The sequence below is a fragment of the Streptomyces sp. NPDC002640 genome (genome assembly GCF_053592575.1).
In genome coordinates, this window is sequence record NZ_JBSFVZ010000019.1 from 16986 (window position 1) to 29363 (window position 12378).

Genomic DNA, 12378 nt, shown 5'->3' on the forward strand with positions numbered 1-12378 from the left:
GGTGCGGGGCGTCGGCGGCCTGCTCGACGCCCTGCCCGCCGGCGCCAGTGCCGCACCGTCCGGACTCCCGGACGACTTCAACGGCGACGGCTACCGCGACCTGGCGGTCTCCGCCCCAGGAGCCGTCGTCGCCGGGAAGGCGGAAACGAGCGTCGTGGTGGTCCACTACGGCTCGCCGAGCGGCATCTCCGCCTTGAAGCGCAAACCACTTCGCAGAGTTCCTCCGGCGCTCCGGGCGCCTCAACTCCTGATTGAGGTGACCAGGCAAGAACGGAGGACACCTCAATCAGAAGCAGCAGTGGTCACCGCGTCCCCGACAGGGCCGACTACACCGGGCGGGTCGAGGCGGGGTGCCGACGCCGGGTGTGAGCGGGAGATCCGTGGCTGGCGGGCGGCATCCCGGGCACGGGGCCCGGCTACGTCAGTGCGGCGGTGTGCGGGCCGCGACACGCGCAGCCCGTGCGGCCCGCGGCACGGTCGTCGGCACCGGCGCCGGCGGCGGTGTCAGCGCGGTGCAGCGCCAGCAGGGTCCTGAACGTGATGGGCCCCCGTCACGTCCCGGACGGCCCGCAGGACACCGGCCGGGTGCGGCTGGCCGCGCACTGGGCGAGAGCGCTCGAGCCGGAGCAGCAGGCCTCGAGTTCCCGGGTGGCCCGGGGCGACGGGGCTGGCCGCGGCGGGCTGGGCGGCCGGCGGTGTCGATGCGTCGTGACTACGGGGGTGCTGTCGCCTGTGGCCCTGCGGGCGCGGCCCTTGGCCGCCGGCACCGCCTGGGCGGCGCCGGGTCAGCGCGGCCCGGCCGCCGCCCAAGCGGCGCGGACCTCGGCCGCGGCCTCGCGCTCTGCGGCCCGACCGGGCAAGGCGACACCAAGCCCGACGGGCATGCTGTGGGTGAGGATCACGTCGGCCGGCGTCCGCACGGCCGGGATGTCCAGCGTCGGCACCGTCATCACCCGCTGGAGATCCCCGACGATCTGCTCGACGCTCCGGTCGAGGCCGTACCGGGGGCCGTGGAGCAGCTCGCGGACCTCGGCCCGTCTCGGGGTGGCCGGCCTGCGCGAGGTGGGAGGCGGTGAGGACCTGCCAGAGGTGGTCCAGCCCAGCTCCCACGGGCGCAGAAATTGCGGGACGAGGCAGGCCTCCCCGCCGGTGCCGCGCAGCAGTTCCTCGGCCAGGCGGCCGAGGACATCGGCCGCCGCGAGGTAGGTCTCCCCTGGCACAACGCTTTCGACCGACGCTGTCGAACCGGCCACCGGCCTTGGGCGCCGCAAGGGGCAATCCGCCCATACGGATTCGCTTTCCGGTTGGCCGCCGCGAGCATTCCCGCCACAACGCGCGCGGGACGGCGCAGCCTTCCTCCCGTCCCGGCGCTCCGACGACGGACGAAGGACACGGCATGGACCCGGCCTCCCTTGCCACATCACACGGCATACCGGAATATTCCACGTGATCTTTACTGATCGGCCATGATTTCCGGCGGCCCGGCGAGGCCGCACCGCCCGCCAGGGGTCGGCGGCGACCTGAGCAGCCACACCGCCGTGCGGAGCCGGCGGCGCCGGAGAGGTCGGTGCGCCGCAACGGATGGCGCGTTGCCCACCAGTCGCCGTATCCCCGGGACCTTGCCGGAATCCGCGGCGACTGGCGGACCGTCACCCGGTGGTCCGTCAGTTTGCCGTCGTCCCGCCCTGCGGACGGGATCCCGCAAGAGTCCCTTCCTTGCCAACCGGCTCGCGCACCCCGGGGCGCTCGCCGAAGCGTCCGAAGCCGCGCTTGTTGGCAGGGGCATAACACGGCGAAGGTTCACCTACCGATGCGGCACCTCCAGAACGCCCGCGCCGTCCGCAGGACTGCCGCAGACGTCAACCACGGGCCCGGAAACATCCAACGGGCCCACGACCCCACACCGGAGGACAAGTGAAGGTCAAGACGTTCCTGTCGTCGGGCGCCTCCCGAAGAGCCCGTGCCGCCACCGTCGTCGCCGCCCTGGCGACCGTGTCCGCGCTCATGACCCCCACCGCCATGGCGTCGGCGTCCGCGGACGCGAAGCCCACCTCGGCCCAGCTCGCCCGGGTCGGCGACGCGGTGCTCACCGCCGACGTCGGCGGCACGGCCTGGTACACCGACAAGGCGTCGGGCAAGGTCGTCGTCACCGCCGACAGCACGGTCTCGGCTGCGGAGATCAACGAGATCAGGAAGGCTGCCGGCGCGCAGTCCGGGGCGCTGCAGATCAATCGCACCCCGGGCAAGTTCAGCCGTCTGATCGCCGGCGGGGAGGCCATCACCTCCTCCGGCGCCCGCTGCTCCCTCGGCTTCAACGTCCGCAACTCCGCGGGCACGAACTTCGCGCTCACCGCCGGACACTGCACCAGCGGCCGGTCCAGCTGGAGCATCGGCACCGCGGTGCCGGGCCAGACCGTCTTCCCGAACTACGACCACGGGGTCATCCAGCACTCCAACCCCGCCGCTTCCGACGGCCGCGTGTACCTGTACAACGGCACGTACCGCGACATCGTCAACGCCGGCAGCCCGACCGTCGGGACGCGCATCGAGCGCTCCGGCAGCACCACGGGTTACCGCACCGGCAGCGTCACCGGCCTGAACGCCACCGTCAACTACGGCAACGGCCAGTTGGTCTACAACACGATCCAGACCAACGCCTGCGCCCAGCCCGGCGACAGCGGCGGCCCGCTCTTCGCCGGCAACACCGCCTACGGCCTGCTCTCCGGCGGCAGCGGCAACTGCACCACCGGCGGTACCACGTTCTACGAGCCGGTCACCCGGCCGCTGAGCCTGTACGGCCTCAGCGTCTTCTAGCTCCGCAGCAGTACCGCGTCCCAGGCACGCCTCGGAGGCCGCCGGTCGTCGCCGGCGGCCTCCGGTCCGTGCGGGGGCCTCCAATGTCCCCGGCTCGCGGGAAGGGTCGCGCACACCGCGATCTGTCGTCCCGCTCCGTGAAGGGGCAATACGCAGATCCGCGAGGCGCTCGGGTTCCGTCCGGCGACGCGGGCCGACCCGGAGATCGTCACCGCAGCGGCGGTGGCCGTTCTGGGAGCGTTCGAGGACCTGGTGCAGACGCGCCGGGCGACTACTACGGCAAGGACCCGCACCAAGCGCCTCTGGTCGTCCACCGACGCACCGTGGCGGTCCCCGCCCGCACGCAGCCGCGGTGTCCGTCGCCTCGAGGTCCTACCCGCGGCCATTCCGTACAGGCCAGGCGCACGGCCATGTCCTCGCCGCCGGCCTGACGGGCACGGGCAAGTCCGTGTCCTGACGGCACGCGCCCCGTGTGAACGTCGCACACGGATTTGACGTGTTCGCACGGTGTCGCACATCCGGCCGCTTCGCTACCTTCTGCACCTATCCGTACACACGGACCGCATTCGATCATTCAGGGAGTCCGCATGTCCCCTCTGCGTAAGACCGCATCGGCTCTGGCTGCGCTCTGCCTGGCCGGCTTGGGCGTCACCGCCGTCAGCTCTACCGCGTCGGCGGCCACCTCCTCCGCCGGTGTTCTGGACGCCACCTGCCCGTTGGGAACGGAGACCACCACCTACGACCCGCCCGTCACCCTCACTCCGACGACCACCGACATCGACATCACCACACAGCTCGGCCCGTGCATCACCACGGATCCGGCCATCACCACCGGCACCATCAACACGTCCTTCACCGCAGTGCGGTCGTGCGTCACCATCGGATCGGCGAACAACACCACGCTGAAAGTCACGTGGAACGACGGCCGGAGCAGCACCATCAACGTCAACTTCGTCGTCAACACCGTGGGTGGGCAAGTCGTCTCCACCGGTACCGGCGCCGTCCTGTCGGGCCCCTTCTCCGGCGACAGCGCCGTCATCGTCGTCACCGGCCCCGTTCTCAATCCCCTGGAGTGCCTGACCGGCGTGCACGCCCGCACCGGCACTTTCACCATGGAACTGACCTCCCTCTGACCTCTCCGGCGCCTGCTGGTCACCGTTCCAGGCGTCGGTCCCCAGCTCCCGAAGGTCCTTGCCCAGGAGATTGCCGCTCACCGCGTTGGCACCCTCGGGGTCGATGCGGTTGACGGGGTCGCCTTCGGCGCAGAGGTAGGCGCTCTTCTCCTGGGTCCGGTTGCGGGAGCTGACGCTGCGTCCGCGACGGCACGGCCCCCGCCTCACCCAGGAAGGAACCGCGGCTCACCGTCGTCGACGGTGGTGACGTACTCGTGCTCCAGGTCCTCGAGGCAAGCGACGATCTGGTCGCTGCGCCGGGGCGTCCAGCGGATCAGCTCGTGGGGCACCCCGGCGATCTCCATCACCGGCCGGCGCCCCGGGGTGACGGTGCGCGGCTCGGTCGCCGGCCCCAGCGCGCCTCGCAGGCCTCCGCGGCAACCGGCTCGTTGTGGAGCGCGGAGGCCGCGACCGTGTTCTCGTGCAGGACCGTGATGTGGTTCGAGCCCCGCTCCCGTCCAGGCGCTGACCCTTCACCGACAGCAGCAGATGATCATGCAGCAGGGGCCGCCCGAGCGAGCCTCGTAGTGGCCGAAACGGGCGACGACCAGGCCGCCGGGCGGCCGTACCCGGTGGACGCCGTCCTTGCCGTACCGGATCACCGCCACCTCGTCCTCGATCCACTCCAGCACCCGCCCGATCGCGTACTCGTGCGCGGCCTCGATCACCAGGCGGGTCTCCTCGTCCCCTCAGCGCCCACAGGAGGTAGATCGTCGGCTGCGGCCGGAACACGAGGTCCACCCCGGTCACCGTCACCCGGCGCCCCAGGGTGCCGGCTCTGAACGCTTCCTTCGGACAGTCACCCGCGGCGAGCCGCTCGGCCTCGATCCGGTCCTCGTAGGGGTGACGGCCCCGCTCACCGAACAGTTTCCGCAACCGGCCCTCGGTGACCTCCTCGTCTCCGAGCGGCGCGAGGTCCTGCGGCAGTTCGCCAACGGCATCGACGCGGGCGGGCGCCGGGTCCACCTCGCGAGCTGCCGCGTGCTCGGGGAAGGCGTGGACATCACCGGGCGAGCGGGGCGTCGACTCGATCTGCTTCGCCGACACCCGCGGCTCCCAGGCCGAGATCGCGTTCTGGGGACCCGAAAGGACACAGTTCATGTCCGAGAACAAGCAGTCGCACTGTGTTCCGCCGGCGTACTCTCCCTGCTGGGTACTGCCGGATCCGCCGTTCCCGCACAGGCGAAGGACGCGGACACCCCCACCGTCCTCTGTGAAGATGTCAACAACGACATCGACGTCAACTTCCAGAGCGGCGCCGCACGCTCCAACACGAGCATCTGACACGGCTGCGTCTCCCCGGAGCTCCCACAGATCGTCTACGGCGAGGTCCAGTCCAGGCCGGGTGCCGTGACGGGCATTCCCTCCAACGCCACAATCAACATCCCTCACTGGCGGGTGGTCTTCCACGACTCCAACGATGACGAGGTCGCCGAGTCTGTCCTGAACCTGACCGCCACCTACACCGGGCTCGTCCCGCAGGTGATGCTCGGCATCACGACGGCTACCGACCCCAACGTCCAGATCGGCGTCGGTACCGCCTCCCGCGCCTGCCAGACCAGCGACCGGTGCACCTACTACAACACCAGTGTCGACTTCATATTCGGCAACGTCCAAGTGAACCGTTGGCATCCTGAGTATGTGCAGGTGCAGCGTGTGGATGGCTTGGGCTGCTGTGCCGGTGCGGCGGGCGGAGCAGCGGGCTCGCCGTAGCAGTCGCCATGTCTTGAGTTGGGCGAAGGCGCGTTCGCCAGGGGCTCGGAGTCGGGCGTGGTAGCGGTTGCACTGCGCGTAGTGCTTGGGTTGTTCGCGGTGGTAGTTGGGGGTACGGAAGGTGGCGCCGGCGCCCTGGTAGGCGCGGTCGCGAGCACGAGGATCTGCCGGGTCGGGCAGCTCTGGGCGACGCCGACGGCGCGGGCCGCGGTGAGGTCGTGGCTGCGGCCCGGCGCCGCACGGGAGAACCGCAGCGGGGTGCCGTCCGGTCGCGCGTCGACCTGGACGTTCATGCCGTGCTTACGGTGCTCCTGGGAGTAGTACGGCTCGTCCGCGGCGACGCGGTCAGTGGGGATCAACGTGCCGTCGACGATGACGAAGTCCCCTTCACCCAGGCCGACGAGAGCCTCGGGCAGACCAGGCGCCCACGAGGCCAGGACCTCGATCGAGAGTCTCGTCGACATACCGCCAGGCGGTTGCGGTGGAGATCCCGAACCCCGCCGCGAGTGGGGCAGCGTCTCCTTCTTGCGCAGGTGCACCAGCGCCAGCCGGGCCTGGTGGAAGCAGCCCAGCTTGCGCCACCGTGTGCCGCGTTCACACCTTCGGGCATGAATGAGCCACGAGACATGCTCGACAAGTTCATGCGGGACATCGAGCGTGGCACGCTACGGGACCGAGCGAGGCTCCTCGGGCGAAGCGTGGTGCGTAGAGAACACCACCGCAACGACCAGGACCCTCGCCTCGTCACACCACCCCGCTGACCTGCATCATCACCCCTGCAGAACAGGATGAAAACGGTTCACTGCCATCGCACCGGGGTGATGAGCGGGGCGTCGTGCGGCGCGAGCCGCTCGTTGCCAACTGCCGCTGTAAGCATTCCGCTGCGTCCCACCTCATGAAAGGTGCAGTGCGGGTAGTGCTGCACGATGTATCCGAGGGAGTCATACCACAGCACGGATTCGGTGAGTTGTGCAGCAAGATGCGCCGATAGGCTGCCGGTCCGGTGGGGTCGAGCGGTGCGGTTGGCTATGACCGGGAAGATCGGCTTCCTCAGGGTGATGCTCGCCAGTATTCGGGTCATATGCGCGGCAGCCTCGGACATGTATCGAGAGTGGAAAGGAACGCTGACGTCAAGGGGAACTACTTGAACGGCCCTCGCTGTCTGTAGTGCGGCAGCGGCAATGCCCAATTGCACACGCGGTCCTGCCAGAACCACCTCCCGCTGCGAGTTGACTGCCGCGATGTCGAGTCCCTCCAAGAACCGCCACGACAGGCACTCGCGTACCTCATCGGGCGTGAGTCCCACAACCACAGCCATACCACCGTCGGCGATCGCATCCGTCGCGCGAGCACGTTCCACCACCAGGCTCAGGCCCTCACGGAAGCTGAGGACACCGGCAGCGAAGAGAGCGTTCAACTCCCCCAGGCTGTAGCCGAGCGCGCAGTCGGGGTTACTGCCCCGTTCTTCCGTCCAGCGGCGGCCGGCCATGGCGTTGACGGCGAAGATCGCGGGTTGCGCGTACAGCAGGCGGGTGAGCGGGCGTCGTGAGTCGCCCGCGCAGAGAGTGCGCAGTGAGTATCCGAGCACCTCGTCGGCCTGCTCGACCATCGTCGGGTATCGGGCGAACAGACTGGCGCCCATCCCGCGGTGCTGGCCACCCAGACCCGGAAATACCAGAGCACTGGCCATCAGGGCCTCGGAGCAGATAGCGGTGGACGGACGGGGTCGACATTGCGCCCGTCTTCCTCTGCGGGGCGTAGGAGGACCTGTGCCGCAGCCGGCTCTGGGCGCAGGGGGAACACCAATGACGCTCTGATGCCTTCGGTACGCAGTGGACACGTAGCGTGGGGTAACCGATGATCACATTGAAGACCCATGTATATGATCCTTTTCACCGATCTGGCAGACGGAATGTGGGTCATCTGGTCGTTCCGAGCTTCTGGACCATTCGGATGCACGTGCGCGTGGATGCGCGCACATGCCGCCGCACGGTCGGGCGGGGTCATGCCGTTTCACGGACGTTGCTCCAGAGATGCACCGCGGACACCTCCTCAAAGACGTTATGGCTGCTCCGCCGGCGGAGACCTGGACCCCGGGGATCGAGCTCCTCGCCGTCCTCGAGATGGGGCACGGGATGGCAAAGCCCCACCCCGCGGCCGTGGAGGAAGCGGCGATGCGCCGCCCCCGACTCCCAGCTGGCCGAGTTTCGCCGCCGGTGGGCGGCCGAGCGGCGCGACTGGGACGCAATGCAGGCCTACTTCGCCTCGTCCGCCCACACCGCAGCCAGGGACCAGACCCTCGCGGCCATGATGGACGAGGTCCAACGAGTTGGTGCGTGAGAGCGGTTGAGGCGTTGTACCAGGCAGGTGACATGATCCGCGTGTGGTGGCCATGGCCAATCGGGCAGTGCTGGCGCACCGGAATTGACTGCTGTGCTCTGCTCGTCCGCACCGGCCGCGCCCGGCGACATCGTCACCGGCTTCTGTATGGCAAGCCGGACGGCTGCCGGACGGCTGCGCTGTCGGCCGGCAGCGAGCGGAACGACCGGCAGTCGGCTCAGCCCGTTGAGGATGCAGGTGGGCAGCCGCTGCGGTGGGGCGTCCGGTTCGGCCAGGGTGAGCCGGGGCAGGCGGGAGAAGAGGGCCTCGAGTGCGGTCTCCGCCTCCGTGCGGGCGAGGTGGGCTCCGCGGCGGAAGTGCGGGCCGAAGCCGAAGGAGAAGTGCTGCTTGTCGGTCCGCAGCGGGTCGAAGCGGCCGGCGTCCTCCAGGCGCCGCTGGGACCGCGGTGAGCACGCTTGTATGCCACCAGTTCGTCCAGCCGGGCCGCGATGTCGGCTTGCACGGCCCGGCTATCCTCCAGGCCGAGGCTGTTGTTCGCCGCTCCGTCGACGGCGGCGCCCAGGGCGTCGCGATGGGCGTCCGGCACTCCGAACAGGTCGCATATCACCGTCATCGTCAGCGGCAGCGCGTAGGCAGCGAGCAGGACGACGACGGCTCCGGGCTCCGTTGCCGCGAGGCGTCGGGCGAGCTGCTCAGCTGTCCGCCTGATCAGGGAACGCGTGGCTGTCCCACGGCGGAACGAGAAGGACGGTGCCACACGGCTGCGCAGTGCGCGGTGCTCGGAGCCAGGTATTGGAGAAGTTCTGTTGGAACGTCACGGCCGCCAGTGGCCATCCGTCCGGCACGTCATGGCATCCGGGCCAATGCCGGACGGGATCTCGGAGATGCTGGCGTCGGCGGCCAGTTGTCCGATCACTTCGTAGCGGGTCACCGCCCAGGCGGAGATGCCCCCGGGCAGAGTGACCTTGGCCGCAGGACCGGACGACCGCAACAGGCCGCCTGCGCGTGCAGCATATTGCCGGAGGTGTCGAGAGCGGGGCAGCCCTGCTCAGGCGTTGATGTCATGCGGTGAACCTCGGACGGAGTCCGATCCGATCGGGGGGGCTGCCGTACCACAGCGGGGAGAAGTACACCCGAACCGGCGGAGTGGGCGACACAACGGGGCGTTCCCTGGTCTCACGGCAAGAAAGCGCTGCCCCGAAAGAACACCTCTGCAACCTGCGCCTGCCTGCTCGGATGGGGAGGCTGTGAGCAGGGCCGTGCTCACAGCCTTCCTACCGGCGGAAGCGGGCCGGGTGCCGCGCTGCCCTGCGTCGCACCGGGTACTACTCGACAGCGCTGAACTTGACCGAGGCGTACTGGAGGTTGTTGAAGGAGTTGCCGGGGTTGATGCGGAAGCCCTGTAGGACGCAGCTGATGTCGCTGTAGACGGTGGCGACGGCGTCGGTGTTGTTGGTGCCGCTCAGCGAGAGCAGGTCGACGACGTAGCAGGGGCCGAGGGTGGGGTTGTTGATCTGGCCGGCGCCGCCGAGCAGTCCGGAGAAGTAGAAGGTGCCGTTGGCGTTGGTCTGCGCGGCCGCGGATGCGGACGTGGCGGACGCTGCCGTCACGGCGAGCACGGCGGCCCCCGTCATGACGGCGCGTATGAGCATGCGCATGGTTCCTCCAGGCGGTGTGAGGGCGCCGGATGGAGCGCCCGTCTCTCTTGGAGGGTCGAACAGCCCGTAGGGGAGAGCCATAGTCCCGTCGGAGGGGCGCTCGCATGGCCCTGACGGGGCCCGCCCGGCACTTCCCACCCGGCGATCCGGCCGGCGGCCGGTGTTCCCTCCAGCCACACCGGGACGGCATGCCGTCCCGGTGTGACCTGCGGCGAAGCCGCGGAGAACCCACTCGTGAGGTTCGGCGTGCGCGAGGTGTTGGCGTCGCTCTCTCTCACGGGGTGTGTTGCGTGGAGGGGGCGTTCGCACCCTCCAGCCGGAAGGCGCGCGTCACCCGGCAGGGCCATGGCGCACGCGGAGGCATGCCAGGAAGGTATGGGGTACCGCTGTGGCGCGGTACCCACTCGGCTGGGCTGTGGAGAGTCATCGGTCCTTGCGCCCTGACCACCAGGGGCTTGCCATTCCCGCGTGCCCGCAGCGGCACCATCGCACCGGAGAGGGAGATACCTCATGCGCGCCGCACTTCCCAGCTTGGCCCCACGACATCTGTCGGCTGCGCTGGCGACAGCGCTCACCCTGACCGTCGGCAGTGTTCTCGTGGCCCCCTCCGCACACGCGGCCGCCGTCGACATCACCTGCCTTGTGGGCTCCTCGAACGTCACCTACGACCCGCCCTTGACCAACACCTCACGCACCACGAACACCACCGTCACGAACGACTTCGGCTGCACGTCGCTGCTCACAGGGGTCAGCAGCGGAACGGTCACCGCCTCCCGCGTGCAGGAACTCAGCTGCCTCCTCGCGCTCACTCCCCCGACCGCCACCTCCTCGGAGACGTACACCTGGAACACCGGCCAGACCAGTACCGCCACCTACGTCAGCACCACCGTGGTGCGCGCCGTCGACGGAACAGCGACGGTCACCGCCACAGGCTCGGTCACCTCCGGTCTCGGCCAGGGCAGCTCTGCAACCAAGATGGTGGTCATCCCTCAGCTGAGCCTGACGGCCTGCGCCACCACCGGCCTCGAAGAGACGAACGGGATCGCCAGCCTGGTCATCGCACCCCTCTGAAGCGGCGCCGCAGCCACCTCCGGGCAGACGCGCTGGGCCGCGGTGAAGCCCTCGTCACCAGCCGCTCCGACGTCTCGGTCACCCGCGTGATCAGCGAAGTGGCCGTCGGCGCCCTGGTCGAATACCTCGGGCACGGCTTCCGCACATTCCGTATGCGGCAGTGCCCGCGCCGGACCGGGGGGGCCGTGGCGTGTCCGCCGCGCCGCGGCAGGACAGTGAGACCCGGGCGTTCGACACAGTCGTCATCCCACCTTTCCCCTCCCCTTCTCTTGCCACAGGAGTCCGTGTGCACTCTCTGCGCGTCACCGTCGCCTCCTGTCTCGCACTGGGCCTGCCGCAGGTGAAAGAAGTCGTCCGCTTCAGCGACAACGACCTTTCCGTGATCTTCTACAGCACTGCGGTGGCCGGCCGGGTGGGCGGGGTCAACGTCGTCATCCTCACCGGAGAGGTGCAGGACGGCCCGCACACCGGCCGGGTCGCGGTGAAGACGGTCCAACTGATCCCGGGACAGCCCACCACCCAGTGCCTGCCCCAGGACGGACTCGACGTCAGCACAGGCTTCGCGGAACTGCAGATCCTGGGCTGAGACCGTCCCGTCGGTCCTCGTCCTCGGGGAAGGTCGACATAGCGGTGCCAGCTCAGACCCGGCCAAAGAGCACTGGTCGGCCAGGTGGCGGTGGCTGGTGCGGTGCGGCCGGGCAAGCAGGCGCCGGGACACAGTGCGGCGGCAGGAGGCGGTGCAGCCGGGCGCAGGCGACGGGCTCGCACGGCGATGCGGCACCGGACATGACCGGTCCGGCCGGGCGGGCGGGCGGGCGGGCGGGCGGTGTGACTGTGCCGGCTCCGGTCGCCGACCCGACGGCAGCCCTTCTCGAGCCGGACAGCGTGACGGGGCGGCGGCCTTGGCCGCCGCCCCGTCACGCTGTCTGCTGCGGGAATCACTTCTTGAGGAACTCCAGGAGGTCCTGGTTGAAGTACTCCTGACGACCAGGGTCGGGATGTCGAACTTCTTCAGGTCCGCGTGGAAGTCCGTGGAGGCGAACGCGTCGACGCAGTCGACGCCGCCCTCGATGGTCTGGGCCATCGCCATGTACCAGAAGGCGTCCTTGTTGCCCTGGGTGACCGAGTTGCCCTCGCGGTTGGCCGAGAAGAAGCCGACCGCGGTGTCCTTCCAGAACTGCGAGCGCTCCTTCAGGATGCCCGCCTTGATGTCGTCGAAGACCGACTGCGGAACGCCCTCGGGGTTGTCCGGGGTCTGCAGCATCAGCGGCGGCACCGCGGACAGCAGCACGGCGGAACGGATCCGGGCGGTTCCGTGGCGGCCGATGTACCGCGCGAGCTCGCCGCCGCCCATCGAGTGCGCGACGAGGGTGACGTCCTGGAGGTCCAGGTGCGTGAGCAGGTCGTTCAGGTCGTCGGCGAAGGTGTCGAAGTCGTAGCCGTCGTACACCGGCGTCGAGCGCCCGTGGCCACGACGGTCATGGGCGATGCCGCGGTAGCCGGCGTCGGCGACCGCCTTGAGCTGGTCCTGCCAGGCATCGCCGTTGAGCGGCCAGCCGTGGATGCGGGCCGCCCGCCGCTTCCTGCTGCCGTCCGATGCGGCCGTGGCC

General features: G+C 69.6%; 8 protein-coding genes and 4 pseudogenes. 5 read left to right on the plus strand and 7 right to left on the minus strand.

Features of this window, described 5'->3' with window-relative positions; genetic code table 11:
- Position 1: 1 nt before the first annotated feature.
- Positions 2-535 (plus strand): FG-GAP repeat protein, encoded by a 534-nt coding sequence (locus ACWD3O_RS23425; protein WP_451417235.1) that lies wholly within the window; start codon positions 2-4, stop codon positions 533-535.
- Positions 536-785: 250 nt separating this feature from the next.
- On the opposite strand, the gene ACWD3O_RS23430 is transcribed toward ACWD3O_RS23425, so the two are convergent.
- Positions 786-1220, minus strand: a complete 435-nt coding sequence (locus tag ACWD3O_RS23430; RefSeq protein ID WP_451417236.1) for a hypothetical protein — start codon at positions 1218-1220, stop codon at positions 786-788.
- A 694-nt stretch (positions 1221-1914) separates the two neighbouring features.
- On the opposite strand from ACWD3O_RS23430, the gene ACWD3O_RS23435 reads away from it, so the two are divergent.
- Positions 1915-2814, plus strand: coding sequence for a S1 family peptidase (locus ACWD3O_RS23435; RefSeq protein WP_451417237.1), 900 nt, complete (start codon positions 1915-1917; stop codon positions 2812-2814).
- Positions 2815-3401: 587 nt separating this feature from the next.
- Positions 3402-3947, plus strand: coding sequence for a hypothetical protein (locus ACWD3O_RS23440; RefSeq protein ID WP_451417238.1), 546 nt, complete (start codon positions 3402-3404; stop codon positions 3945-3947).
- A 203-nt stretch (positions 3948-4150) separates the two neighbouring features.
- On the opposite strand, the gene ACWD3O_RS23445 is transcribed toward ACWD3O_RS23440, so the two are convergent.
- Positions 4151-4276, minus strand: a complete 126-nt coding sequence (locus ACWD3O_RS23445; RefSeq protein ID WP_451417239.1) for a hypothetical protein — start codon at positions 4274-4276, stop codon at positions 4151-4153.
- 183 nt (positions 4277-4459) lie between these two features.
- Positions 4460-4660: pseudogene (locus tag ACWD3O_RS23450) on the minus strand (relaxase domain-containing protein); the annotation flags it as partial.
- Positions 4661-4871: 211 nt separating this feature from the next.
- Between ACWD3O_RS23450 and ACWD3O_RS23455 the strand changes: the two are divergent.
- Positions 4872-5055, plus strand: a pseudogene (locus tag ACWD3O_RS23455) (hypothetical protein); the annotation flags it as partial.
- Positions 5056-5563: 508 nt separating this feature from the next.
- Here the strand turns inward: ACWD3O_RS23455 and ACWD3O_RS23460 are convergent.
- The 3 genes and pseudogenes from ACWD3O_RS23460 to ACWD3O_RS23470 form a co-directional block, all read right to left on the minus strand.
- A pseudogene (locus tag ACWD3O_RS23460) lies at positions 5564-6364 on the minus strand (transposase family protein); the annotation flags it as partial.
- Between the two features lie 134 nt (positions 6365-6498).
- Positions 6499-7389 carry an ACP S-malonyltransferase gene (locus ACWD3O_RS23465; RefSeq protein ID WP_451410250.1) on the minus strand — a complete coding sequence of 297 codons (891 nt, stop codon included), beginning with the start codon at positions 7387-7389 and terminating at the stop codon, positions 6499-6501.
- Between the two features lie 1975 nt (positions 7390-9364).
- Positions 9365-9697, minus strand: coding sequence for a hypothetical protein (locus ACWD3O_RS23470; RefSeq protein WP_451417240.1), 333 nt, complete (start codon positions 9695-9697; stop codon positions 9365-9367).
- Positions 9698-10207: 510 nt separating this feature from the next.
- Here ACWD3O_RS23470 and ACWD3O_RS23475 point away from each other — a divergent pair.
- On the plus strand, positions 10208-10768 hold the full coding sequence (locus ACWD3O_RS23475) for a hypothetical protein (RefSeq protein WP_451417241.1): 561 nt from the start codon (positions 10208-10210) through the stop codon (positions 10766-10768).
- On the opposite strand, the pseudogene ACWD3O_RS23480 reads toward ACWD3O_RS23475, so the two are convergent.
- A pseudogene (locus ACWD3O_RS23480) lies at positions 10752-12338 on the minus strand (alpha/beta fold hydrolase); the annotation flags it as partial. The gene ACWD3O_RS23475 and the pseudogene ACWD3O_RS23480 overlap by 17 nt on opposite strands.
- Between the last annotated feature and the right edge of the window lie 40 nt (positions 12339-12378).

What these genes read in the sequence shown, in the direction of transcription:
- ACWD3O_RS23470 (WP_451417240.1), bottom strand. Translation starts at nt 9,697, where the DNA reads ATGCGCATGCTCATACGCGCCGTCATGACGGGGGCCGCCGTGCTCGCC.
- ACWD3O_RS23475 (WP_451417241.1), top strand. Translation starts at nt 10,208, where the DNA reads ATGCGCGCCGCACTTCCCAGCTTGGCCCCACGACATCTGTCGGCTGCG.
- ACWD3O_RS23440 (WP_451417238.1), top strand. Translation starts at nt 3,402, where the DNA reads ATGTCCCCTCTGCGTAAGACCGCATCGGCTCTGGCTGCGCTCTGCCTG.
- ACWD3O_RS23465 (WP_451410250.1), bottom strand. Translation starts at nt 7,389, where the DNA reads ATGGCCAGTGCTCTGGTATTTCCGGGTCTGGGTGGCCAGCACCGCGGG.